25 protein-coding genes are annotated in these 23,851 nt (G+C 35.6%); 17 read left to right on the top strand and 8 right to left on the bottom strand.

The genetic code is table 11. From position 1 onward, the window contains the following. Positions 1 to 455 precede the first annotated feature (455 nt). Together LCP48_RS06930 and LCP48_RS06925 are read left to right on the top strand one after the other, a co-directional pair. Positions 456 to 1,355, top strand: coding sequence for a hypothetical protein (locus LCP48_RS06930; protein ID WP_036218917.1), 900 nt, complete (start codon positions 456 to 458; stop codon positions 1,353 to 1,355). Positions 1,356 to 1,492: 137 nt separating this feature from the next. Next, the gene (locus LCP48_RS06925) at positions 1,493 to 1,951 is read left to right on the top strand and encodes a TetR/AcrR family transcriptional regulator (RefSeq protein ID WP_225340815.1); all 459 of its coding nucleotides are present in this window, start codon (positions 1,493 to 1,495) and stop codon (positions 1,949 to 1,951) included. 278 nt (positions 1,952 to 2,229) lie between these two features. Here LCP48_RS06925 and LCP48_RS06920 read toward each other — a convergent pair whose 3' ends face one another. Beyond that, positions 2,230 to 3,048, bottom strand: coding sequence for a TraX family protein (locus LCP48_RS06920; RefSeq protein ID WP_225340814.1), 819 nt, complete (start codon positions 3,046 to 3,048; stop codon positions 2,230 to 2,232). A 64-nt stretch (positions 3,049 to 3,112) separates the two neighbouring features. Further along, entirely contained in the window at positions 3,113 to 3,529 is a 417-nt protein-coding gene (locus tag LCP48_RS06915) for a hypothetical protein (protein ID WP_009370753.1), read from the bottom strand. A gap of 810 nt (positions 3,530 to 4,339) precedes the next feature. Here LCP48_RS06915 and LCP48_RS06910 point away from each other — a divergent pair. Next, the gene (locus LCP48_RS06910) at positions 4,340 to 4,645 is read left to right on the top strand and encodes a hypothetical protein (protein WP_004232361.1); all 306 of its coding nucleotides are present in this window, start codon (positions 4,340 to 4,342) and stop codon (positions 4,643 to 4,645) included. Between the two features lie 83 nt (positions 4,646 to 4,728). After that, on the top strand, positions 4,729 to 4,908 hold the full coding sequence (locus LCP48_RS06905; protein WP_225340813.1) for a M48 family metalloprotease: 180 nt from the start codon (positions 4,729 to 4,731) through the stop codon (positions 4,906 to 4,908). 150 nt (positions 4,909 to 5,058) lie between these two features. Here LCP48_RS06905 and LCP48_RS06900 read toward each other — a convergent pair whose 3' ends face one another. Next, positions 5,059 to 5,655: a TetR/AcrR family transcriptional regulator gene (locus tag LCP48_RS06900; RefSeq protein ID WP_004232354.1), complete on the bottom strand. Its 597-nt coding sequence runs from the start codon at positions 5,653 to 5,655 to the stop codon at positions 5,059 to 5,061. Positions 5,656 to 5,771: 116 nt separating this feature from the next. Here LCP48_RS06900 and LCP48_RS06895 point away from each other — a divergent pair, with 116 nt between their 5' ends. The 6 genes from LCP48_RS06895 (at position 5,772) to LCP48_RS06870 (ending at position 11,463) form a co-directional block, all read left to right on the top strand. After that, on the top strand, positions 5,772 to 6,500 hold the full coding sequence (locus LCP48_RS06895; protein WP_004232353.1) for an ABC transporter ATP-binding protein: 729 nt from the start codon (positions 5,772 to 5,774) through the stop codon (positions 6,498 to 6,500). Next, complete coding sequence (locus tag LCP48_RS06890) at positions 6,497 to 7,513, top strand: ABC transporter permease (protein WP_221680517.1); 1,017 nt, start codon at positions 6,497 to 6,499, stop codon at positions 7,511 to 7,513. The genes LCP48_RS06895 and LCP48_RS06890 overlap by 4 nt, the downstream gene beginning before the upstream one ends. Before the next feature lie 159 nt (positions 7,514 to 7,672). Continuing rightward, positions 7,673 to 8,545, top strand: a complete 873-nt coding sequence (locus LCP48_RS06885) for an ABC transporter ATP-binding protein (RefSeq protein ID WP_004232351.1) — start codon at positions 7,673 to 7,675, stop codon at positions 8,543 to 8,545. Between the two features lie 18 nt (positions 8,546 to 8,563). After that, the gene (locus LCP48_RS06880; protein ID WP_004232350.1) at positions 8,564 to 9,262 is read left to right on the top strand and encodes a hypothetical protein; all 699 of its coding nucleotides are present in this window, start codon (positions 8,564 to 8,566) and stop codon (positions 9,260 to 9,262) included. A gap of 32 nt (positions 9,263 to 9,294) precedes the next feature. After that, positions 9,295 to 10,014 (top strand): response regulator transcription factor, encoded by a 720-nt coding sequence (locus LCP48_RS06875; protein WP_009370749.1) that lies wholly within the window; start codon positions 9,295 to 9,297, stop codon positions 10,012 to 10,014. A gap of 9 nt (positions 10,015 to 10,023) precedes the next feature. Further along, positions 10,024 to 11,463 carry a sensor histidine kinase gene (locus tag LCP48_RS06870; protein ID WP_009370747.1) on the top strand — a complete coding sequence of 480 codons (1,440 nt, stop codon included), beginning with the start codon at positions 10,024 to 10,026 and terminating at the stop codon, positions 11,461 to 11,463. 13 nt (positions 11,464 to 11,476) lie between these two features. On the opposite strand, the gene LCP48_RS06865 is transcribed toward LCP48_RS06870, so the two are convergent. Next, entirely contained in the window at positions 11,477 to 12,235 is a 759-nt protein-coding gene (locus LCP48_RS06865) for a DUF4184 family protein (protein ID WP_004232343.1), read from the bottom strand. Positions 12,236 to 12,393: 158 nt separating this feature from the next. Here LCP48_RS06865 and LCP48_RS06860 point away from each other — a divergent pair, with 158 nt between their 5' ends. Then, positions 12,394 to 13,152 (top strand): ABC transporter ATP-binding protein, encoded by a 759-nt coding sequence (locus LCP48_RS06860; protein WP_004232341.1) that lies wholly within the window; start codon positions 12,394 to 12,396, stop codon positions 13,150 to 13,152. A 3-nt stretch (positions 13,153 to 13,155) separates the two neighbouring features. Further along, the gene (locus LCP48_RS06855) at positions 13,156 to 15,540 is read left to right on the top strand and encodes an ABC transporter permease (RefSeq protein WP_004232339.1); all 2,385 of its coding nucleotides are present in this window, start codon (positions 13,156 to 13,158) and stop codon (positions 15,538 to 15,540) included. Between the two features lie 40 nt (positions 15,541 to 15,580). On the opposite strand, the gene LCP48_RS06850 is transcribed toward LCP48_RS06855, so the two are convergent. Further along, positions 15,581 to 16,030: a 2-thiouracil desulfurase family protein gene (locus LCP48_RS06850; RefSeq protein WP_004232337.1), complete on the bottom strand. Its 450-nt coding sequence runs from the start codon at positions 16,028 to 16,030 to the stop codon at positions 15,581 to 15,583. Between the two features lie 149 nt (positions 16,031 to 16,179). On the opposite strand from LCP48_RS06850, the gene LCP48_RS06845 reads away from it, so the two are divergent. Together LCP48_RS06845 and LCP48_RS06840 are read left to right on the top strand one after the other, a co-directional pair. Next, a complete protein-coding gene (locus tag LCP48_RS06845; protein WP_253294175.1) occupies positions 16,180 to 16,641 on the top strand; it encodes a GrpB family protein in 462 nt (153 codons plus the stop codon). A 15-nt stretch (positions 16,642 to 16,656) separates the two neighbouring features. Further along, positions 16,657 to 17,142 (top strand): NUDIX hydrolase, encoded by a 486-nt coding sequence (locus LCP48_RS06840; protein WP_004232333.1) that lies wholly within the window; start codon positions 16,657 to 16,659, stop codon positions 17,140 to 17,142. A 48-nt stretch (positions 17,143 to 17,190) separates the two neighbouring features. Here LCP48_RS06840 and LCP48_RS06835 read toward each other — a convergent pair whose 3' ends face one another. The 3 genes from LCP48_RS06835 to LCP48_RS06825 all read right to left on the bottom strand — a co-directional run bounded on the left by LCP48_RS06835 (position 17,191) and on the right by LCP48_RS06825 (position 19,830). After that, positions 17,191 to 17,706: a DUF6886 family protein gene (locus LCP48_RS06835; RefSeq protein WP_004232330.1), complete on the bottom strand. Its 516-nt coding sequence runs from the start codon at positions 17,704 to 17,706 to the stop codon at positions 17,191 to 17,193. A gap of 13 nt (positions 17,707 to 17,719) precedes the next feature. Continuing rightward, complete coding sequence (locus LCP48_RS06830; RefSeq protein WP_004232325.1) at positions 17,720 to 18,460, bottom strand: class I SAM-dependent methyltransferase; 741 nt, start codon at positions 18,458 to 18,460, stop codon at positions 17,720 to 17,722. Positions 18,461 to 18,645: 185 nt separating this feature from the next. Then, positions 18,646 to 19,830 carry a YbfB/YjiJ family MFS transporter gene (locus tag LCP48_RS06825; RefSeq protein ID WP_009370744.1) on the bottom strand — a complete coding sequence of 395 codons (1,185 nt, stop codon included), beginning with the start codon at positions 19,828 to 19,830 and terminating at the stop codon, positions 18,646 to 18,648. Between the two features lie 118 nt (positions 19,831 to 19,948). Here LCP48_RS06825 and LCP48_RS06820 point away from each other — a divergent pair, with 118 nt between their 5' ends. From LCP48_RS06820 to LCP48_RS06810, 3 genes are all read left to right on the top strand, one after another. Next, a complete protein-coding gene (locus tag LCP48_RS06820) occupies positions 19,949 to 20,839 on the top strand; it encodes a LysR family transcriptional regulator (protein ID WP_004232321.1) in 891 nt (296 codons plus the stop codon). Positions 20,840 to 21,033: 194 nt separating this feature from the next. Beyond that, positions 21,034 to 22,401, top strand: coding sequence for a guanine deaminase (guaD, locus tag LCP48_RS06815; RefSeq protein ID WP_004232319.1), 1,368 nt, complete (start codon positions 21,034 to 21,036; stop codon positions 22,399 to 22,401). A 51-nt stretch (positions 22,402 to 22,452) separates the two neighbouring features. Then, the gene (locus tag LCP48_RS06810) at positions 22,453 to 23,802 is read left to right on the top strand and encodes a uracil-xanthine permease family protein (protein ID WP_004232316.1); all 1,350 of its coding nucleotides are present in this window, start codon (positions 22,453 to 22,455) and stop codon (positions 23,800 to 23,802) included. The last annotated feature ends 49 nt before the right edge of the window (positions 23,803 to 23,851 follow it).

Genomic DNA, 23,851 nt, shown 5'->3' with positions numbered 1-23,851 from the left:
AAAGGTAGATAATCATTTCTGGATACTATGCCTACTCCAATGATGAAAAAAAGAAATAATGGCAATAAGAAGCTAGCCTCTTGATTTGAGAGGTGGCTATTATACTCATAAAAATGAAATAAAAACGGAAATGGAGATAGCGACAACATACGTTGAATAAATCTTTTCATTTCAGCTACACCTCCACAAAAATATAATATGATTATTTAAGTGTAATTTTACACTAAAAATAATCTTTTATCTATAAAAAATAAAATGTATAGGACGGTAATTCTTCTGTATTAACTTCCTCCTGAACATCAGTACAATTTCACTTAAGATTCATAAAAGATTAAAAGGTACTTCGTTCTAATGACTATTTCCTACATGAAATAGGCATACAATTGCTGCCAATCGAATAGAAACCTATATAGAGAACATTTAGTCACGGGAAAAATAAAGTGGGGTGTGTAAGGATGCTTAAAGTAAATGATGCAAAAGAAATGGTACTTGAAATTGTGCAAGATGACCCATTGTTTGTGGCACTGCAACATACGCCTTTAGAGGAAAACCTCTATAATGATGGGTATTTAGCAGAGATCGATGAATCGAAACACTATACAATTGCAGAAGTCGCGGGCTGGTTTGATATTACGGACGCCATGCTTCGCTACTATTTAAAGCCATTTGAACAGTATATTTTTGACAATGCTTCGCCCAATACAAATAGTAATATTCGTTTAAACCTACCTGCTATATTGAGATTGCGCATGATTTTATTATTGAAGGATGAGTATCGTGTCAGGGGGATTAAATTATTGCTAGGTATTGATGATAACGGACAGCTGCTGAAGCACCAAATTACCGCAACAACCATGGATTCTGAGGATTTATCACATAAAATTGATTTGCTTGGAAACGTGCTACAGCAGATGATTCAAACAGGTCTTTTTCAGATTTTGCCGAATGAAGAGCAAGGGACGTTACAAGTTAACATTAATCAGGACTTTCTTGACAAAAACATTCAACGTTTTTCGACCGATTCTGCCCTTCAAGTGGCAGAAATTCAAAAAGAAACGTTGGAACTAAAGCAGGAAAATGAACATCTTCAAAAGCAAATTACCGAGCTGCAAGAAAATAGCGTGAAAGACATTGTACAAAAGATTAGAGAGCGTCATATAGAAAATGAAATCGTTTCTACATTACGAACAGAAGCATTACAGCAATATTCCCAAAATCATAAAGTCGGTTTTTTCACCAAATTTTTTAAGTCCGCACAAATTGAAATGGACAAAGAGCAATTCGTTCTAAGCTATATTTCAAAGCATTTAGAAGAACGTTTAGAAATTGCATTGAACGATTATTATGATAAGTAAACTGGAACAATGGAGAGCATGAGTGAGACTATTGGAAATGGTCACAATCATGTTCTTTTTTATTTTCCCAAATCACATTGACCACAGTAGTCAATTTCTATATAATGGCATAAAATATGACGGAAAGGAGTAAAAAATTGTATCAAGCTTTTATGAATTTAACCGAAGAAAAGCGCCAAGCAATTATTAATGCTGCCTTAAAGGAGTTTTCAATCAATCACTATGCTACCGCTTCAACAAATAGAATAGTGAGCAATGCCAGTATTTCAAAGGGCATTTTATTTCACTATTTTGGTAGCAAAAAAAATTTATATCTTTTCTTATATGACTATACAACTACTATATTCTCCGAGGCTCTTAATCGCCAAATTGATTTAGCAGAGCCTGATATTTTTAAGCGTTATGAACAGATTATGAAAATTAAAGTTGATCTTACGAAGCAATATCATGCGCTGTTTGATTTTTTGAAAAAGACCTATGCTGAAACAAGCTCTGAGGTACGAGATGAACTAAATCATTATAATGCCACTATTCAAAAAAGCTCCTATGCGATGGTATTTGAAGGAATTGACACTGGTTTATTCCATAAAAATTAAAATTAGTTATACCCTCATTTATTTCTTCTATAGGTGATACACCATCATTTTCTTCTGCTTCCTCCTTTACAGAATCTACACTTTCAGCACTAACAAAAGTATTTGCTGAAACTACAAATAAAGCAGATAGTGATAAATTTTTTACAATATTCTTCATGTTATCAAATCTTCTTCATAAAATTTTAAACAATTAATCCATAATCAACTTTTAGCTACTTCTGAAATACTAATCAAAGTTGAAATACAAACATATTTGTATTAATGATATTTAAAAAAGACTATTTTATAAGCAATGCTGAAAATCCTCCATTAAGATAAAACCCTATCAGGTATAGAATGACAATATGTATAGGGTAAAAAAGATAGAAGAAGTATTTCAGTCCAGCTCCTTTTTTATTGTTATATAGTAATATGAATGGGACGGCTGCTAACATCATCCATTGATAATCTGTAAATGGAAATAACAGCTTGTTCCAAATATTCATGAGATGCCCCCATTTATAAGATACATAGAAACAACATAAAGAAAAGAAAGTATATACCATCACAATATGTGCCTTGTTATTTCGAACTAGGTAAAGAGATACTCCCATAATGATGAATAGAGGTCCACCTTCCGCTAAAAAAATATTTCCAAGTATAGCACCCCAAATAAGACCATTAGCTCCAGTTGACTGGAAATTAGGGAATTGAATTATATCAGCTAAAAAAACACAAAGAAATAGCGAGATAATTTGCCATACACCAAAAAGAACTAGGTATTTTGGCTGTTTTTTTTCAAGTATGGATAAGATAAAAGCAGTAAGAAATAATGGTACAAAAAAGTTATTACTTAAATCCTCAACTGCATAATTTCTAAAAATATAATTTACCAACATATTCATTAAGGACATTCCAAAACTAAATAAATACAATCGTGTTAAATATTTTTTTCGATTAGAGGTATATTGAAAGCCCATTACGAGTGTATAAATAAAAATAGGGACAGTAATTCGCCCAATCCATCCAAACCATTCAGGAGTATTTGGTATAAAGTGATAAATGTGGTCAATCACCATTGCAAATAGTGCAATTACTTTTAATGTAGTTGTACTCATTTTATCAAAATCTCCTTAAGTAAATTAAAAAGGGTATGAACAAACCATACCCTTTTGTAAACAATTATTCGATGTATCCACTAAAGTTACTTGGTCCTTTAAATAAAAGGTAATACTTTTCGCTACTACTGATTGTAGGAGGGTATGCAGTTAAAGTAGCACCTGGGGTTACAGTATAGTTCTTGATTGTAGTGTCCAAAAAAGTGTTAAGCTGCATGAACGATACTTCTAAATTATTTTTACTACTATGATTTGTTATTACTATTTTCACAGAACTTTTTCCAGTTAAGTAATAATTCGTGTATAAATCAGAACCAGTTGCGTTTCCGCTAAAATCATATCTACCTTGAGTATAAAGGTTCCAAACAGAAGATGAACTTGGCTTTAATACACCATAAGGAGTAACTTCAACTGTTTCTTCTAGGGCAGATACACCTACATTTTCTTGAGTTTCAAAGTCTTGAGCTTCAAAGGACACCACATCTATTTCTTCTACTATGGAATCTACACTTTCAGCACTAGCAAAAACACTTGCAGAAAATGTAAATAAAGCTGATAAGAAAATAATTTCTATAAATTTTTTTGTGGAAATTTCTCCTTTTTTTATAAATTTTAGAAATTGCGCATTTTCTTGGTTAAGATATTAACATAATGAATTTAGAAAAGTAAATACTTTTTTCATTACAAATTTCGACATATTTTTTTAAAATTTTAATTAAAAGTTTTAAAAGAAATACATGAACGTCATTATTACTAAGTATGATTGTAATCACCTTCTTAAGGTGGTTAGTTACTTTAGATATATCTAATTCAACATCATACAATGACAATAACTGCAAGTATATAGTAACATTCACTACAACAATATAGTGTGAGAATAGCAAATATATAATTTTAGAAAGTAGGTGAATAATTTTCCTGAACTCCACAAATTAACAGATACTGAAATGGAAGTTATGCAAGTTATTTAGAACTTGAATCGTTCGGTTACATCAAGTGAATTATTAGAAATCTTTTCAGAGAAGGCTTGGCAAGGACAAACAATCAATACTTTTTATCTAAATTAGTTGATAAAAGATTATTGAATGTTACAAGAGGAAAATGGCGTGTGAATCATTATAACCCTTGTGTAACATTTAAAGAATGATAAATAAAGAGAAGCGAAAAGATTATTAGATACGATGTATCAAGGGTCTGTGAAAATTTTTTTAGCAACACTCTACGATGAGAAAGTAACGGATGATGAATTAGATGAATTGAAACACTGGCTTTCAGAGAAGTAGGTGAGTAAATGGATGAATGGTTGAATATAGTAGTGACCTTATCAATCACTGGCAGTAGTATTTTCATTCTTTCATATAGTATTACTACTCTATCAAGAGAGGTACTTACTGCTAAATGGTATTACTGGAATAGAAAGTTAGCCCTTTTCTTTTTTCTAGTACCTGTATTTCTTATATTGAGTGTACCTCTACTGCTCGAAAAAGAGCAGGATTTTTTATCATTTCAACAATTACCTATTGTTGAACAAAACACTATGTCCTTATCAGAAATTTTTGTACATTATATTTGTGATTTGGTTAATTGGCGCTGTTAGAATAAGCTTATGGTTTTTGTATGTATACCGAGGTATATCAAAAAATACACAGAAATTGTGTAGTAGTGCCTAAAGAGGATAGAATGTGGTCTATTTTAGCGAAACAACTAAAAGATGTGAACCTGAAAAGTAATGTTAATCTTATCTATTTTCAGGCGAATATTAGTCCAATTTTAGTGGGAATATTTAAACCAACAATTATTTTACCTATGACAAATTACAATACTTCACAATCTATTCATTGTTCGATTTCGTTCAATTAATCCAACAAAATAGCTCCTGCTGGTGGATGCTCGGTACACTTTTCCTCATTGGCTTGCTTTGCTATAGTTTAGCAATTCGTTTTTTTGTAAAACGAGATTTACATCTATAATTCCTAACCGCTACAGAGCAAGTGCTGTAGCGGTTTTCCATTAAATAGTACCTACTACATTTCCTAAAAAACGTATTAATCGAAAATGTAGAGCGACCATTTCTTCTACCGTTAAGTTCTCGTTCCCCTTGTCCAACCACTCCTGAATGACCCCTAAAATGGCGGATGCTATAAAGGCTTGTAAATATTGCTGAAACTCGGGATCTTGTGCTTCCTTGCGTATAAGCGATAATCTGTCCAAAATATGACTCCCAAAGATCATTTTCACCTTTTGTGTAAAGCTAGGGCTCCCCTGCTCTCCTAATAACATACGAAAAGCTGGTGCATGCACTTTTATACACGTTATCACCTTGATAAATGGCTGATAGAGTTGCCCCATTTTTAGCGTTTGAAAAGCATCCAACGGCTGAACATGTTTGACATAGCGCTCTAACTCCATTAATAGCTCTTGCTGCAAATCCTCCATCACATCATATTTATCTGAATAATGTAAATAAAACGTGCCACGATTAATTTCAGCTACTAACGCTAAATTCTTTACAGTCACACGCTCAAAGCCTACCTCCTCTACTTGTTGGATAAAAGCATTTTTAATGGCTTGCTTCGTTTCAAAATTCATTTTTTCATGTACAGACATATATTCCCCTCCATTTACTTAACACTTGCTGGCAAACTGTTGATTGTATTTGCTCACATGCTACCGTAAAATTTTTATCAAATCAACATTGTGTTCAGTGAAGGAGTGAGGACCATATGGGCAACCAGGCAATCTCTATTCAATCTCTCGAAAAACGATTTCAACATAAGCAAGTTATTGCTCCCCTATCTTTGGATGTTCCTAGAGGACAGTTAATGGGCTTACTCGGTCCGTCAGGCTGTGGGAAAACAACACTAATCAAAATGATTATGGGCATGCTGAAACCTGATGGTGGTACTATTCAAGTGTTAGATTTGAATGTTCCTCATAAACAATTATTAAATGACATTGGCTATATGGCACAATCAGATGCACTTTATACAGATTTAACTGGAGAAGAAAATCTACATTTTTTTGCAAAGCTTTATTCCTTAGCAAAGGCGGAACGAATAGAAAGAGTAGCCTATGCGGCAAGCCTCGTTCGTCTAACAGATGACTTACGACTAAAAGTGGAAAATTATTCGGGAGGAATGAAACGTCGATTATCTCTTGCTATTGCCCTTATTCAAAATCCTAAATTACTCATTTTGGATGAACCAACGGTGGGGATAGATCCTGTCTTAAAAAAGGAAATTTGGCAAGAACTTATTCGTTTAAAAGATCAAGAACAAAAAACCATTTTAGTGACGACACATGCGATGGATGAAGCGGAAAGATGTGATCAATTGGCCATGCTAAGAAGTGGGCATATTATTGCACAGGGTACCCCACAAGAGTTAAAAGATCATTATCAAGCAAAAGACTTTGATGAGGTGTTTGTAAAAGCTGGAGGTGACGTTCAATGAGAATAGGTGCTATCATCACAAGAATCATCCAACAAATGAAAAGAGATAGACGGACACTTGCTCTATTATTTTTAGCTCCACTTCTTGTCTTGTCCTTAATGTATTTTATTTTTAATAGTAACGAGGTTTCCGTCACACTTGTTGTCTCTAATGCGCCCGCCCCATTAATCGACAAATTAAAAGAGGCTGATCTTACCATTATCGTGGACAATGGTTTTTCAAAAAAACAGCTACAAGATAAAGAGTATAGTGGTTGGCTAGCTGTAGAGCAAAATACTAGTAAGTTAACTTTATTAAATGATGATCCTTCTCGTGCAAAGGCTTTAACGATGCAACTTGCTCAAATCTTACAGCCTACACAAGCCTCTATAGGTAGTATGAAAACGGACTATGTTTATGGAGATCAGGATACGGCTATTTTTGATATATTTAGTCCTATGCTCATTGGCTTCTTTGTTTTTTTCTTTGTTTTTTTAATTACTGGCATTGCCTTATTAAAGGAGCGTACTTCTGGAACATTGGAGCGTTTACTAGCGACACCGATTAAACGTTCAGAAATTGTAGCAGGCTATATGGTTGGCTATGGTTTATTTGCGTTCCTGCAAACAATTATTATCGTCCTGTTTGGTATTTATGTGCTCGATATTGTTCATGTAGGCTCCATCTGGCTTGTCCTACTCATCAATATGATGGTCGCTCTTGTCTCGTTATCCTTAGGTGCGTTGCTATCTAGCTTTGCCGCTTCAGAATTTCAAATGATGCAATTTATTCCGCTTGTTATTGTTCCTCAAGTGTTCTTTTCGGGTATTTTCCCGCTGGATAGTATGGCGGAATGGCTTCAAAATATTGGGCGTATCATGCCTCTATACTATGCTGCGGACGCATTGAATGGTGTGATGTATAAAGGTTATTCACTTCCTGATATTATAGTGAATCTCAGCATTCTTACTTGTTTTGCCATTGTTTTCATTACATTAAATATTATCAGTTTAAAAAAATATCGTTCGTTGTAATCAATCCTTAAAAGTTCTGCTATTTGAAAGGCAGAGCTTTTTTATGTAATTGAAATAACTAAAAACAGGAAATATAACCAATTTAATTGAAGTGAATGGCCGATTTTCATTATAATTATTTTATGGAGAAGAATTATCCAAAAATAAAGGTGTGTGAAGATGACTACTATTTTGGAAGTACAAAACATCTGTAAACAATACAATGGGAAAAAAATTTTAGAGAATGTATCGTTTTCAATTGCGTCCAATCAAATCATTGCTCTAGTAGGGAAAAATGGTTCTGGAAAAAGCACTTTACTCAAGATGATTGCAGCATTCATTAAACCAGACAGTGGTTCTATTGTGAAGCGTAAAACATCATTAAAAGTTGGCTATGTACCAGAAATAACTCCTACTCATATTTTATTTACGCCTCAAGAATATCTTTATCACATGGGCTGTATACGAGGTATGGCTAAAAAGCAGCTTTTGCAGAAGATAGAAGAATTACTTGAGATGTTTCAACTAAAAGAGGAAAAAGATACAAGGATTGTCCATTTCTCTAAAGGGATGAAGCAAAAGGTGATGATTATGCAGGCGATGCTAGAAGAAACTGATCTACTGATAATGGATGAACCATTGTCAGGACTTGATGCCAAGGCACAAAATGATTTCGAACAAATCTTAGCTAGAGTAAGAAGCAAAGGACTCAGTATCCTCTTAACCTGTCATGAAACCAAATTACTCGAAAACCTTGTAGACTCCGTTTTACTTATTCAAGAGAATACGATCATTCAGATAGAGGATTTCGATCGCAATCCAACACATCGATTAATTTTTGAGATTGCTAGCCTATCATTACTCGATGAAATCATACCTTCGATAGAGATTCAACAACAACAACTTTTAGTGAATGGACATTATGAAATAGTGACGATTGTTCCAGCAAAGGATTCAGATCAAATTTTACTGAAATTATTACAACAAAATGCTTCAATTAAATATTTAGCTACTGTCCACTACAAAAAAGAACAATTCTCTTCTCATTTTTGAAAGGAGGAATCGAAAAAGATGAGCAGTTTAGTACGTTATCAATTGATAAATTATTTAAGAACCTATCAATACGTTCCACCTTTTACAATCTTCATTCTATGCCTTATCGTTAATTATACTTTTGTCCCTAATCCAATATTAGATAGTTATTCATTTACATCTCTTGTGCTCTTTTTTTTAATGGGCTGGTTTACTGTTACATTATTTCATGCTGAAGATGAAGGACAAAAAATGATTACTACCCTTCATACGAAAAAAACATTAGACTACAATTTAGGGATATTCATCATTTGTGGGCTGCTTGCCTTTAGCCTAAGCTGTGTTTCTGTCATCTATCCAATCCTAATAGAGGCATTTTTTGAGAAGCCCAAACTATTACATATTTTACTTGGTTTCTTGTCTCATTTTAGTTTATCGTTACTTGCCATTGCACTCACTGCTTTATTTACTAGGGAACTCGTGAAAAATAGAAGAAATACGTGGTGGGGTGTAATAGGCATCCTTATTATTTCTGTCGTTATCGCTACTTTAAAAGATTCTATTCTAACTGGACTTCTTTGGTTACTTCCTCCTCTTCATTTTTCATTAGAAATGATGAGTGTGGGCGATCAAATTGAAGTAATACCCAATGTTTTTTATTGGCAATACACATGGATTATAATGTATGCATTCCTTATCATTGTTTTGTTTTTTTTCCTAGTCAACCGAAGAAAATGATTTAGACATCTTACTAAGGAGAGATAGTATGTATGCGCAACAGGAACATCACAGTACTAATTGTTGAAGACGAAAATGATATAGCTAATATTATAAGGGACTACTTAAGTGTTAATCAGTTCGATTCACATATTGTTCGAACAGGTCATGAAGCAATCCATTATTTGCAAGAATCTAAACCTGATTTCATTATCCTTGATCTTTCTCTACCAGATTGTGATGGCATTGAAATATGTCGTAAAATCCGTGAAAATAGCAATGTTGCCATTCTTATTTTAAGTGCTCGAGGAAGTGATACAGATAAAGTACTGGGATTAGGTTTTGGAGCAGATGATTATATGACAAAACCATTCTCTTTAAGTGAACTTGTCGCGAGAATAAACGCTCATTTACGAAGACAGGATAGATGGCTTCAGCATAATGATGGTCAAATGGGAGTAGATGTCATTCACATAGATAATATGGTCATAAATAAACAGGAATATATTTTTTTACGTGATAGCAAGCCAATACCACTGTCAGCAAAAGAGTTTGAACTGCTATTTTTCCTAGCTAAAAATAGAAATCAAGTTTTCTCTAAAGGTCAGTTACTTGATGCCGTTTGGGGTTATGAGACCTATGGAGATGAAAATACAATTACGGTTTATATTAGAAGGCTTCGAGAAAAAATTGAAGTCAGCCCTTCTCATCCTGTTTATCTTCAAACGGTTTGGGGAGTCGGTTATAAATTCAGTACAGCCAATCACTCATAGGAGAATCAAATGTACCTAAAAAATTGGATGAGTAAGTGGATATGGGCCCTATTAATTTGTGTTGTACTATTGTTTGTTGTTGTCCTTTCACTATTTTTTGCAGCAGAGCCTTCTCAAGAAGAATCACAAGATAAATATGTTATTAATCAAATTCGTTTATCAGTAAATCCATTATTATTGTACATAGAAGATCATTTTCCAAATTTAGCTTTAGATTCAGCTATACGTAGCACACTACAACAAATGAGTGATGACAAGAATATTGATATTACAGTAGTTCAACTAGATGGAACAGTAAGTTACACTTCAATTAAAAATGATGTTTCAACTATTCATATTAAAAATGATATACATTATGATTTATTCACCTCACAACAAGAGCCAGGAAAGATTAATATAGCCTTTCCGATTATGAATGGAGAAAGCAATAAACAAATAGGTAATGCTATTTTTTCCCTGAGCAAAGACATTCTCTTTCCTTTAAAACAGTCGGATTCCAGCTCGATTATTTTATTAATCTTTATTAGCTTCTTGAGTCTTTTGATCATTTGCCTTGCCCTATTCATAGTAAGGAAAGTTCATCAAGATATTTTAAAGCCTTTACATGAGCTGAAGGACAATACAGAGGAAATTGTAAAAGGAAATTACGATCAAATCACCATCCACTCGAAAATGGATGAGGTTGGTGAATTGTATGCGGTATTTGATCAAATGCGATTAGAGATTAAACAGTTAGCCATCCAGCACAATGAACAAGAGCAAACTCAAAAGAAGCTCATATCTAATATATCTCATGAAGTGAGAACTCCCTTAACCACAATCAAAGCATATTTAGACGCTATTTCAGAGGGTATTTGTCGAGATGAAGATTCGCTTATGGCCTATATTCAAATCATGCAGTCTAATACGGATAAGATGTCGAGGCTAGTTGATGATTTATTTATTCATACCTTAAAGGAGCTTGGTCATATCCCGATCCATTTAAAAGAACAATATAGCCAAGACGTTCTTACAAACATTCTGAAACCAATTCAATATTATGTCCAAACAGCCAATATTCATTTTATAAGACCTACTAGGATTCCTAATGTCCTTATTCTAGTAGATGCGGATCGACTAGAGCAGGTGATCTCCAACCTTATTACCAATGCGTTAAAACATTCTTCTCATGAAGATACCATCACCATTACTACCTATATCGAAAATCAATCACTCTATATCCAAGTAATAGATACTGGAAATGGGATGCTTCCCGAAGATATGCCTTTTATTTTTGAACGTTACTTTAGAGGTCGGCAGCCTGGAAGTGAATCAGTCATTAAAAATGAAGGAGCAGGACTTGGCCTATCCATTTGTCAGCATATTATGGAAGCGCACCATGGGTCCATTTCATTTCATAGTAAGCCTAATGAAGGCACTACCTTTACACTTATACTCCCCATCTCGTAAAAAGACTCCCGTTTTAGGAAGTCTTTTTTTCTTTCAACGTTCTTTTCTTATATGCTAAAAACAAAGAAAGGGTAAGTATACTACCAAAAAATGAATCGATAATACGGACAACCCATATTCCATAATTTCTTAAAGGAATGCCGTTAATAAGCTGCCATAGACATACATATCCGAGCGTTAAAACAGCTAGTAAACTCCAAAAGATGATTTTTTTCCGTGAAGATATAGCTGGTGTTTTTTTATCTTTGCTTAAAGTTGCTCTGTAATATACATATCCAAAGATTAACACAATGCCAAACAAGGTACTCCCGTGTTGTAGAAATTTATAAATCGGTATTTGATAGCCAAAGAAAGTATATGTTTGAGTAAGAACTCGAAGTTTTGTCACCATAAGCCCATTTTGATGTGTAAATGAATCCCATATGACATGTGTTAACATGCCCAGCAATGCAGAGTAGCCAAAAACAAAGGTTTTCCATATGTTATTTCCTGCAATTTGATGGCTTTCTGTAGCTTGTAAAAACTGTGGTAAATGGCTCATGATTGGCTGTTGGATAAACCTTTGATAAATCAAGTAGATGAAAAGAACGAGCGGAAGATTGAATAAAAAGAACCCTGCAAAGGTATGACCAATTTCCCCTATCGGCCGACCTCTTAAAAAATATTCAAAATCTGGAGCCATACTTCCTAAAACCAATGCAGAAAAATGGATATATTTACTTTTTCGAGAAAAAGGTAAGACTGCCGCTGGATGAGCAAATGTTAAGGGCATATCTCTAACCTCCTTATTTATTACATCTATTAAATCGCATATTATAACGTTTACTATTAAGAAAGGTTACTCTTCTGTAAGAATTTATTAATAATTTCATAAGGACTTACTAATAATTACATATTACACTAAAGAAAATGAGTCAAGGAGGCCTTATTATGGAAAAAGAGATACTGATTCGAGCCCAAAATTTATGTAAAACCTATTCAACTGGCAGCGAACAATTCCATGCTATTAAGAATATGAATGTCGACATTTATAAAGGGGATTTCACCGTTATTATGGGGAATTCTGGTTCTGGTAAATCAACGCTTCTTTATCTTTTAAGTGGGCTTGATGCCCTTACAGCAGGTGAAGTTTATTTTCAAGGAGAAAAACTTGATTCCTTTTCTGAACGAAAGTTAGCTACCTTTCGTTCACAGAAGGTTGGCTATATCTATCAAAGTAGCAATCTCATTCCAGATATGACGTTACTAGAGAATATTGCTCTTCCTGGATACATCGCGAAAAAAAATAAAAAGGAAGTCATACAAAAAGCGGAGCAACTACTAAGTTTAATGGGACTTGAAAAGCAAAGAAATCGATTACCCTCTCAAACATCAGGTGGACAGCAACAAAGAGCTGCCATTGCTAGAGCATTGGTCAACAATCCTAAAGTGTTATTTGCAGATGAACCTACTGGTAGTTTAAATTTTGATCAAGGTGTAGCAGTGTTAGATACCTTAACGAATTTAAATAGAAATGGGCAATCCATTGTCATGATTACACATGATATGAAGGCAGCTTGTCGTGCGAATCGCCTAATCATCATTCAGGATGGAAAGATAGATGGGATCTTAAACTTCGAAAAATATGATCATACCAACATACAAGAACGGGAACACATTATCTTTTCTTATGTTGCTGGGAAGGAGTAAAAAATGTACGCGATTATTACCCTTTGCTCTTCCTATATAAGAAAACGGAAAATACAAAATGGACTGATGGTTGTCCTTATTTTTCTATCAACACTTTTACTGGCGACTTCTGTCACTATACTGACCAATACAAACAATATTTTTGAAAAAGCCCATCATGATTCAAATGGTGCCCATCAAATTTTAACAATGGGTAACAATATTCATAACCCGATCGCTGTAAACGATTGGTGGCAGGGGCAACCAGGCGTGACTACCTCCAGTCTCATACCCTATAGAAATTTATCTAGATTTACCCTCAATGGGAAAGAAATATCCAATATCTATTTATTTATGATGAATACGCCAAATACACCGTTTATGATTGATCAATTACTATTTTCTGAGGGTGAAAAGCAACTCTCTCCTCCTGAGGGTACGATTTGGATTCCCACATCATTGGCATCAAGCGCTACCATTTCGCTCGGTGATGCAATTGAATTTCATACAGGTGAGAGCACGTTTCATTTAACAGTGTCAGGTATTGTGGTTGATATGCCATACGGAGGCCCTTTTACAACAAATGCTCGTATCTGGATGAACAATACTGACTATCAACAACATTTAGCAACCATAACAGGTTCTGATCAGTACATGATGGCATTACGCTTTAATGACTATCAGCAAAACACCAATTATTGGGCTGATTTTGAAAAATATCTGCAGGGACCTTATCTTGAATCTAAAATGGAATATGAAGAAATAGCTTCTTTTTATCTGATTATTAATAAAATCATTGGCTTTATTATGATTGCCTTTGGTATAGCTATGCTTTTGGTTTCCTTGTTTGTTATTGGTTTTAGCATTTCCGATGCCATTTTAACAAATTACAGAACAATAGGCGTTATAAAATCTTTGGGTCTTTCTTCTCGAGAGATAAGTATCACTTATGTATTACAATTCGGTTTGTTATCTGCTGTCGCGATTATACCTGGCATCATCATTAGTAAATTCCTTTCCAGAATAATTATAGAAAGCTCCTTATCCTATATGAAGGCAGGAAATCATTTAACCATACATCAAGATACTCTGCTCAACATGGTGATTGCTCTCATCTTATTTGGCATTGTGCTACTCACCGCCTATTTCTACTCACACAAGGCGCGAAATGTAGAGCCTGTCCAAGCCATCAAATATGGGATGTCAGAAAGTGCAAATAGTAAAATGAATCAGCGCAGAAACAGCTCGAATAGATTATTTCGATTAAGTAGTCTACCGATTCAACTTCAAATTGGTCTTAAAAGTATCACCAAAAACATTAAAAGTTCTATTCTTGTTATTACACTTACTTCGATTACGTCTGCCATACTAGTCTTTAGTGTAGTCATATTAAATAGTTTTATTTCGATCAAAGAAACATCTCCTTCATGGGGATATGATGCCTCACATGTAGTCGTAACTGTATCTAATAAAGAAACCTTTACAAAACAAAAATTTGAAGATTTTTTAATGGCTGATGAACGGGTTAAAGATCATGTATGGCTTGATCAATTCACAGGCGTACTCCCTAATGACAGCCATCCCCCATTAAATATTAATGTCAATGTGATTGAGGGTAGTTTTGATGTCGCTGGCTATGTGACTATGTCTGGTCGTAATCCAATCAGTAAGAACGAAATCGCGATTGGGCTCAATGTCGCTCGCGCTTTAAATAAAAATATAGGCGATATGGTAGAAGTTTATCTTGAAGGGAAACAGCATTTTCTTATTGTGACGGGAATCTATCAATCTATAGCAAATATGTCGAATTCAGCAAGGATTACAGCAGATGTTATTAAAGTTTATCATACTACCTACACTACTTCAGAAGTAAGTATGATTAATCTTTTAGATGAAACAGTCGCTACGCCATTCGTTGAGGATTTAAATACGCACTTTAAAAGTTCTGTATCAGCTGTCACACAACAGCGATTATTAGATGCTGTCTTTAAAGAAGTCGTGGCCGTTTTAGTCATTCCCCTTTCAATCGTTGGTATTTTATTTATCATCGTAACCTGCATTATTATTTTTAGTGTATCGCGAATTAATGTTAGAAAAGAAAGTAGCACGTATGGCATTTATAAATCCATTGGAATGACCTCTACAAATATTAGATGGTCGATTACAATAGGTATTTTAATTCTATCCATAATAGGTGCATTAGCAGGAATCTTTATCGGGATAAAATTAATTCCTCTTGCTCTTCAGTCGATTATTTTAGATTATGGCTTACTCGAACTACCGCTTGTTATCACCTGGCCAACAAGTATCGGTATAAGCTTTGTAAGTGTGATAGCTGCCATTTTTGGCGGCTGGATTTCGACCAAAGTAATTGCTAAAACGTCGCCTCGCATATTAATTGTTGAATAAATCATTTTGGCCCCTACTAGTTTAGGGGCCTCTCCTTTAATCATTCAAAAAAATTCTCTTCAGATAGCACGATAATATTGTTTCTTCGCAGCAATGCCGTAGTTACTCCTTCACCAGCTAGTTTTGTTCCATTAAACCTACCATTATAAATCTTTGCACTGCCACAGGATGGGCTATATTCCTTTAAAATGACATGAGTTGCCCCCACCTCAAGCGCTTTTTGTAAGGTTGCATAGGCTCCCTTCAGATATAAATCTGTGACATCTTGTCCAGAACTTTCAACCACTGTTGCGTTGCCATCAAGTACATCTTGTCCATTGCCTCCCACAATTTCAGCGGGCTCACGGGGCGTTGAAAAACCTCCCATCAGCTCTGGACAAACCGTGACAGCTTTATTTTCTAACACAAGCTTTTGTATTTTTTCATCTAGACTGTTTGTGCCATTATAACGAACATTTAAACCTGCTAAGCAAGCACTTATTAAAATCATCGTTTTCTCACTCCCTCTACTATCTTTATTCCACTATAACACGCGTGCTACAATAATTTTATGAGGACTACGGGAGGAGATAAAATGCCTGATCCTATTTTGATTTTACCTTATACAGATGAATGGGCTAAGTAATTTCATAGCATAGGCTGTCAATTGCGGAAGGCCTTAGGAATCATATTGGCTCAACCGCTGTAGCAGGGGTAGCAGCAAAACCTGTAATTGATATACAAATATCCGCCGCATCGTTTACACCATTGGCAGCATTTAAAATTCCATTAGAATCTCTAGGTTTTAGTTATCGAGCAGAAAATCCAGACAAGTCTAAACGCTATTTTCGAGAGGCTCCAAGAGATAAACGAGTACATATTCATGTTCGACAAGCTGGTAGTTGGGCAGAGCAGCTAGCCTTATTAGTTCGAGATTTTTTGCGCTGTCATCCAGATTACTGTCATCGCTATGAGCAGGTAAAATATGAATTGGCTAAGAAATACAAACTTAATCGTCAACACTATACAAAATCGAAAGAATCAATTATATGGGAAATTTTAAAACAAGCAAATCGTTGGCGTCAGCAGACTGGCTGGTCTCCTGCCAATTCAGATAACTAAAAAGGAGGAACAAACTTGGCTGAATTTACAATTTGTTTTCTGAAGAAGGGTGATGATATCCTTTTACTAAATAGAGACAAGCCACAATGGATGGGAGCATGGAATGGTGTAGGCGGCAAAATTGAACAGAATGAAACGCCATTAGCTGGAGCCTTACGAGAAATTAAGGAAGAAACAGGCATTACGGTTGAGGATATTACCTATAAGGGTAAAATAACCTGGACAGATGGCGTTGTTAATTATGGCTGTATGTATGCGTTTATAGCGGAACTACCTGAATCTTTTCCATATGTAACACCGATAAAGGTGGCAGAGGGCATTCTTGATTGGAAGGAGCTTACTTGGATTTTCCACCCTGAAAATGTAGGGATTGCGGACTTAAAATATTATTTACCTAAGATGCTCAATGAAACAACTAACTATGATTATATTTTTACCTATCAAGACAAGAAATTAGTCAATATCTCTTCAGCACCAATTGAACAAACATCGACTGTCTAATAAAAAATAAGCCTCGTCCATGCAATAGGTGCATAACGAGGCTTGTTTTTAGAATCTTGGTTGTGCAAAGCGCATTCTGCACATCGACCAATTTAAGCTTGTATTTTGGATTTCATCATGTATTTCCCATAAGCTATCTACGATTCGCAATTCAACATTCCGTTCTCTTAATGCTTTTGTTGTATTGTTGACCTCAGAGACATTGATGGGCATTTGTGTTATTTCACTCGTATAATAGCCCGCAATATCATCCTGTAAAGTGAATCCATTACTATCAAACTCATATAGATAAAGACTTGTAGTTTTCAATACTTCCAACCACTTGTTTTCTATGACTACTACATGTGAAGCTTGAGATAGATATTGCTGTCTGTCCTGCTCTGTTGTTTGATTTCCTGCATGAAAGCAGACACGCGGACAATCTCTTGGCGTTAAATAGTTTGGCAGGCATCTTTCGTTGATTGCCCATACTAGCCCTTTTTTGGCATCTAAATCTCGTCGCTCAGGTAGTCGAGGATGGAAAATCATAATAGTAGGGTCTTCACTGACATGAAATAAACGCATGGTTACTTCTCCTTTATTTCCTTAATTTAAAAACAATAAAATCTGCACAATGCAAATCTTCCACAAATTGAGGATACTTCTCTAGCATGTCTTGTGATGGCTTAGGCTCTACAATAGCCTCAATAGTAAATCCAGCTTGCCTAATTGCTTGCACATAGCTTGTTAATGTTCGATGGTATAGAACGATCGGTGGGTCAGCATCTAGCTGGTGATACTCCCCTTCATAAAAATAACGTTGGACTTTCCAATATTGTTGATCCAGCTGCTCATGTCTCATCCATCCACTATTTGGTGTCACAAAGCATGGGTGTAAAATCGAAAAAATAAAAGTACGATTAGGTTTTAATAATCGATACATCTCACATAGAACAGCCTGATAATCCTCTAAATCTTGAAGAACCATATTTGAAACAATACCATCAAATTGTTCATCAGCTAGAAATGATATATTTTCACAATTCCCGTGTAAAAATTGAATAGCTTCCTGCTGTTGTGTTCTTTCCATAGCAATGTCTAGCATTTTTTGTGAAAAATCAACGGCTGTTACTCTTGCACCCTTCTTTACCAGTAATCTGCTTAAATAGCCTTCTCCACATCCTGCATCTAATAGATGCCTTCCATCTACCTCTCCTAGCAAAGAAAAGATAGAGGGATTCAACAGTACGACACGATGAATATCACCCTGCTCATCGTAGTTTGCTGTATACCTTTCCGCAAATCGATTCCAGCGTTGAATAGCTTGTTCTGTGTTCATATAAAGACCCCATTTCAAAGTAAAATCGTAACGTTACGTCCTTTGTGCACTTGTCTATTTTTCCATATAAAGAAAAAAATATATAGACTTTTATTTTATTTTTTAATATCATGTAGATAGAGGCACGGCTTCTTTAAGTAAATGATAAAGCCAGAAATCCTATTTGGATTTCTGGCTTTTATGCGTTATATAGAAACTGTATGTTCAGCAACAGCTTCTTTTTTTACAGTTAACCATCTACCAATTACCATAACGAGCAATGCAAGAAACACAATGACACCAGCAAATATAAGTGCTGCTTTATAGCTACTATAAACTTCAACCAGTTTTCCTGCGATGATCGGTCCGATAATTTGTCCAAAAGCATAAAAGGTTGTTAATAAGGAAACAACGAATCCGCTCTTTGTCGGGAAAAGCTGTCGTGCATAGGAAGTAGTTAGCGTGACAATCCCTACAAAGGTTAATCCGAATAAAAACGATGCTAGTAAAACGCTCCATACCGTTTGTGCAAAAACAGGTAAAAGGATACCAACCACTTGCAGTATATACGCCACAAACAAAATTTTTATAGCTGAAAACTTTTCTAATAAGACCGTCCAAACAGGAGCTGATGGGATAGCCGCTAGCCCCACAATAACCCAGCTATAGGAAGAGTAAGCTTGAAGAGAAGGAATATTATGAATAATATCGACTAAAAAAGTACCTGTAATAATATAGCCTAACCCCTCTAAGCCATAGGATAAAATCAGCCATGGCATAAAACCCTTTGTCATTTTTGTATCAAGAGATTTCGTAACTTTTGTGCTGTCCTGCACCACTAAACTTCTCCATAAATAAGAGGTAATAAATAAAAAAATTGCTGATAAAATCCCTAAGCCCAACCATGCACCCTGCCAAGCAAATCTTGCTTCTATAGCAGGTACACATAAACCTGAAATAGCAATCCCTAAGCCTATACCACTAAATACATAGCCAGACCATCGTGATAATGAATGCTTTGCCAAGTAGTCCATAATAATACTCGATGTTAACACAAAAATAAGGCCCCCTGTAATGCCAGCAATTAAACGCAGAACTAGCCAGACACTATACACTTCTATTAAGCCCATTAATATAACAGATAGGACATTGGTAACAACACTTGCCATTAAAACATTTTTACGTTGACGATAAATGAACCCTGCCCATAATGCGCCAATGAAATAACCAATATAATTGCTTGAAGCTAAAAACCCAGCCACTTCCAATGAAAATCCTACATCATGACGCATAAAGGGAAGAATCGGTGTAAAGGCAAATCGACTAATCCCCATTGCGACAACCAATAACAAAATTCCTCCAAAGACAATTCCTACATGTTGTCGATTCATGATGAACCCCCCCCTCATATTATTCTACTGTAATTAAAAGGATACAGAGCGTAAATTAATAAATCTAATATATAATGTATATAAAAGCATAAAAAAAATTTATGAAAGGTGTAACGACATGAATTTACATGCTCTCCGTTTATTTACAAAGGTGGCTGAGCTCAATAGTGTTTCCAAAGCGGCACAGACACTTATGATTAGTCAGCCTGCTGTAACCATTCAAATTCGAAATTTAGAGAAAGAACTAGGCTTGACACTGCTAGAAGCCAAAGGTAGGGGCATTTCGCTAACACAAAATGGTACTTTTTTATACAAACAGGCACAGCGCTTATTTGATCTAGAAACTGATATTGAAAATAAAGTTGAACAGCTTAAAAATACGGGCTATGAAGAACTGCAAATTGCCTCCACACATGTTCCCTCCCATTTTTTACTACCTAAATGGTTAGCTCGATTTAAACAAGTTTATCCAGCAACACATATTCATTTAAAGACCGCCAATTCCCAGCAAGTGATTGAGGATTTACTTCATTATAAAGCGGATTTAGCTTTTATCGTCAAAGAAGATGGACATCATGCTGATATTAATTATCAATTTCTAATGAATTTGGATTATTGGTTTATTGTGCCGTACAATCATCATCTGGCAGGTCAAACAGTGTCCCTTGCCGAACTTATGCAGCAGCCCTTCGTCACAAGGGAGGATGGTAGTTCCACAAAAGAATACTTAAATGCCCTATGTAAAGTGCATAAAATTCCTCCACCGAAAGTAGGTTTACAACTAGACGGGATTAATGAATCCATACATGCCATTGCAGCAGGTTTTGGTACGATGCTAGCACCATCCATAGCAGCTTCTAGCTTTATACTACAGCAGCAAGTTGCCCGCGTTTTTATTAAGGACATTGATATCCAACGACCGATCTACCTTTGTACAAGAAAAAATGAATTGCATCACTCCACATCCTTTAATAACTTTCTTCACATCATCAATGAATCCATCATGTAGTAAGAAGGCACTCTCAAAAAGGTGCCTTCTTTTGTTATCTATCAACGCTTGTCAAAGCTGTAAAAATGTAGTTAAAAAGGTGCATGTATTTCTTTAGTCACCCTACTAATATTCGTTTTTTTGTAGACTTAATAGTTTTTATAGCCTATAATAATCCGTGTTATTATCAATAAACGAACATTAAGGTGGTTTTTATGTCTGAATATACGCATATTTTCAAAGGAACAGCTTTTACTAGTAAATCTGCTACTGACGTTCACATTTTAAAGGATTATTTATTTTTCATTAATGCTGACGGCATGATTGTTAAAACTGTCGCTCCTGAACAAGCTGATTACCAACAACTATTAATTACATATCAAGATCAAAATAACTTCCACGCATTAGCTGAAGGGCAATATTTCCTACCAGGATTTGTCGATTTGCATGTACATGCACCTCAATGGGCACAATCTGGGACAGCTTTAGACATTCCCCTTTACGATTGGTTAAACACATATACTTTCCCTATCGAATCAAAATTCTCCGATTTAGCATTTGCTCAAGAAGTTTATGAGGATTTAGTAAGCACACTACTTGCCAATGGTACAACTACCTCATTATATTTCGCGACAGTTCATAAGGAGGCCAGTGTACTTTTAGCGAAAATCTGTGCTGAAAAGGGGCAGCGAGGATTAGTCGGAAAAGTAGTCATGGACGATCCGGAACAGAATCCAGATTTTTATCGAGATGAAAACACAAAAACCGCATTACAGGATACGGAGGAATTTATTTTAGCTGTAAAAAATTTAGCCAAAACGACTAAACAGGGTGTTTATCCTGTTGTCACTCCTCGCTTTATTCCAAGCTGTACAGACGGTGCCTTAAAGGGTTTGGGTGAATTAGCTGCGAAATACGATACACATATTCAATCACACTGTAGTGAAAGTGACTGGGAGCACAGCTACGTCAAAGAACGATTCAACAAAAATGATGCCGTTGCCTTACATGACTTTGGTTTGTTAGGTGATAAATCTGTCATGGCTCATTGTAATTTCTTAAGCGATGAGGATGCCAGATTATTTGCTGAAACTGGCACGGCCATAGGCCATTGTCCAATCTCTAATGCCTATTTTGCTAACAGCGTGATTCCAATCGCCCGCTTTCATGCAATGGGCGTTGATATTGGACTAGGTTCAGATGTTTCAGGCGGATTTTCTCCAAGTCTTTTTGATAATGCAAGACAAGCTGTTATGTCATCGAGAATGCTAGAGGATGGTGTAGATACAACTATTTCCGCCGAAAAGCGTGGTGTCCCAAATTCACGCATTACAATAAATGAGGCCTTCTATCTTGCGACAGCTGGTGGTGGAGAAAGCTTAAGTCTTCCAATTGGCCGTTTACAGGAAAACTATACATGGGATGTACAAATTATCGATACAAAAATTCCTACTGCTAGGCTTCCGATTTTTGATCAAAATGAAGATTTACACGATATATTCCAAAAAATCATGTATCTTGTACGCCCAGAAAATATCCGCGAGGTATGGGTGCAAGGAAATAAAGTTCATACGAGAGGCTAATCATTCTCTTAATCTCTAATAAAAATCTATCATTTTGAGGTGTACAACATCGTGGAAACACAACATAGAAAACTAACTAATCAAACAAAACAAACACAATTAACCGTATTACCAGATGAAAAAATTTCGCTCGGTCAGTCTGCTCTTCTCGGTTTACAGCATGTTATGGCTATGGATGTTTATGTGGTGCCTTTTTTAATTGCCATGCTAATCGGTCTACAAACTGGTCAGGCAAGCGCATTGATTCAATCAACCTTTATTGCTGCTGGGATCGCGACAATTGTGCAAACACATTTTTGTATGAAATTACCGATGGCACAAGGTCCATCTTATGTTCCACTTGGTGCCATTGTTGGGATCTATGCAGCAAGTGGTAGTGGTGATTTAGGCTGGAATACGGTGCTAGGTGCTAGTTTAATTGGAGCCATTTTGGTTATTATTTTAGGTTATACAGGAATCTTCAATAAAATTGTCCAAACATTTATTCCACCAATTGTTGGTGGAACGATTATCTTTGTAGTAGGACTGTCCTTAATGCCTGTTGGTTTAAGTGATAATATTTTTAATGGAGCAGGTGCATCCATAAATCAAAACATTTATTTAGCGCTGATCACAGCATTCGTGTTAATTATTTGTGTCATGTTAGGCACAGTCTTCCATCAAAAAGGACGTCTATTCCGAATTGCTTCTGTCATCATTGCCTTAATTGCTGGTAGTATTGCAGCAAATATCATGGGTGTTTTAGATTTATCTCCTGTATCGCAAGCCAAATGGTTTAGCATGCCACAAATTCCATTTGCAGATTTTAGTTTTAGCTTTAATTTTTCCGCTATTATCACAATGGTCATTATATATATTGTCTTAATGGCAGAAACAACAGGAACATGGTTTGCTATCAGCAATGTCATCGACCAACCTTTGACAAATAAACAAATTAATCGTGGTGTGATTGGTGAAGGAATTGGCTGCTTTATTGCTTCTTTATTTGGTTCCACTCCTGTTACGGGTTACTCAACAAATGCAGGTGTTATCTCTATTACTGGGATTGCGAGCCGTCGTGTCTTTATAGCAGCAGGTATTTGGTTTATCGTTTTCGGCTTCTCTGGTAAACTAGCAGCACTCATCTCAGCCATTCCTTCAGCTGTTATCGGTGGTGTATTTGTGATCGTCTGCGGCATAATAGCCATTAGTGGTTTACAGGTCATGAAAAATGAACATATTGGTGAAAAGGAAATGTATGTCATCGCGATTCCTGTTATTTTAACGTTAGCATTGACATTATTGCCTGATGATTTCCTGTATTCCTTACCTACAACTGTGCAGTATTTATTTGGTTCGCCTATTGCAACCGCTGCGCTCGTAGCGATTTTCCTTAATAAAATTTTACCAAGCTCAAAATAGTAGCTATCTACAACACACAGCATCTTTAGTCCATTCGGATTGCAGGTGC

The organism is Lysinibacillus capsici (assembly GCF_020217405.1).
Lineage (GTDB): Bacteria > Bacillota > Bacilli > Bacillales_A > Planococcaceae > Lysinibacillus > Lysinibacillus capsici.
This window is presented reverse-complemented; position numbering and strand designations above follow the sequence as displayed.

What these genes read in the sequence shown, in the direction of transcription:
- LCP48_RS06820 (WP_004232321.1), top strand. Translation starts at nt 19,949, where the DNA reads ATGAATTTACATGCTCTCCGTTTATTTACAAAGGTGGCTGAGCTCAAT.
- LCP48_RS06835 (WP_004232330.1), bottom strand. Translation starts at nt 17,706, where the DNA reads ATGCGTTTATTTCATGTCAGTGAAGACCCTACTATTATGATTTTCCAT.
- LCP48_RS06860 (WP_004232341.1), top strand. Translation starts at nt 12,394, where the DNA reads ATGGAAAAAGAGATACTGATTCGAGCCCAAAATTTATGTAAAACCTAT.
- LCP48_RS06900 (WP_004232354.1), bottom strand. Translation starts at nt 5,655, where the DNA reads ATGTCTGTACATGAAAAAATGAATTTTGAAACGAAGCAAGCCATTAAA.
- LCP48_RS06920 (WP_225340814.1), bottom strand. Translation starts at nt 3,048, where the DNA reads ATGAGTACAACTACATTAAAAGTAATTGCACTATTTGCAATGGTGATT.
- LCP48_RS06890 (WP_221680517.1), top strand. Translation starts at nt 6,497, where the DNA reads ATGAGAATAGGTGCTATCATCACAAGAATCATCCAACAAATGAAAAGA.
- LCP48_RS06885 (WP_004232351.1), top strand. Translation starts at nt 7,673, where the DNA reads ATGACTACTATTTTGGAAGTACAAAACATCTGTAAACAATACAATGGG.
- LCP48_RS06875 (WP_009370749.1), top strand. Translation starts at nt 9,295, where the DNA reads ATGCGCAACAGGAACATCACAGTACTAATTGTTGAAGACGAAAATGAT.
- LCP48_RS06865 (WP_004232343.1), bottom strand. Translation starts at nt 12,235, where the DNA reads ATGCCCTTAACATTTGCTCATCCAGCGGCAGTCTTACCTTTTTCTCGA.
- LCP48_RS06830 (WP_004232325.1), bottom strand. Translation starts at nt 18,460, where the DNA reads ATGAACACAGAACAAGCTATTCAACGCTGGAATCGATTTGCGGAAAGG.
- LCP48_RS06850 (WP_004232337.1), bottom strand. Translation starts at nt 16,030, where the DNA reads ATGATTTTAATAAGTGCTTGCTTAGCAGGTTTAAATGTTCGTTATAAT.
- LCP48_RS06880 (WP_004232350.1), top strand. Translation starts at nt 8,564, where the DNA reads ATGAGCAGTTTAGTACGTTATCAATTGATAAATTATTTAAGAACCTAT.
- LCP48_RS06930 (WP_036218917.1), top strand. Translation starts at nt 456, where the DNA reads ATGCTTAAAGTAAATGATGCAAAAGAAATGGTACTTGAAATTGTGCAA.
- LCP48_RS06825 (WP_009370744.1), bottom strand. Translation starts at nt 19,830, where the DNA reads ATGAATCGACAACATGTAGGAATTGTCTTTGGAGGAATTTTGTTATTG.
- LCP48_RS06905 (WP_225340813.1), top strand. Translation starts at nt 4,729, where the DNA reads ATGTGGTCTATTTTAGCGAAACAACTAAAAGATGTGAACCTGAAAAGT.
- LCP48_RS06895 (WP_004232353.1), top strand. Translation starts at nt 5,772, where the DNA reads ATGGGCAACCAGGCAATCTCTATTCAATCTCTCGAAAAACGATTTCAA.
- LCP48_RS06870 (WP_009370747.1), top strand. Translation starts at nt 10,024, where the DNA reads ATGTACCTAAAAAATTGGATGAGTAAGTGGATATGGGCCCTATTAATT.
- guaD (WP_004232319.1), top strand. Translation starts at nt 21,034, where the DNA reads ATGTCTGAATATACGCATATTTTCAAAGGAACAGCTTTTACTAGTAAA.
- LCP48_RS06910 (WP_004232361.1), top strand. Translation starts at nt 4,340, where the DNA reads ATGGATGAATGGTTGAATATAGTAGTGACCTTATCAATCACTGGCAGT.
- LCP48_RS06855 (WP_004232339.1), top strand. Translation starts at nt 13,156, where the DNA reads ATGTACGCGATTATTACCCTTTGCTCTTCCTATATAAGAAAACGGAAA.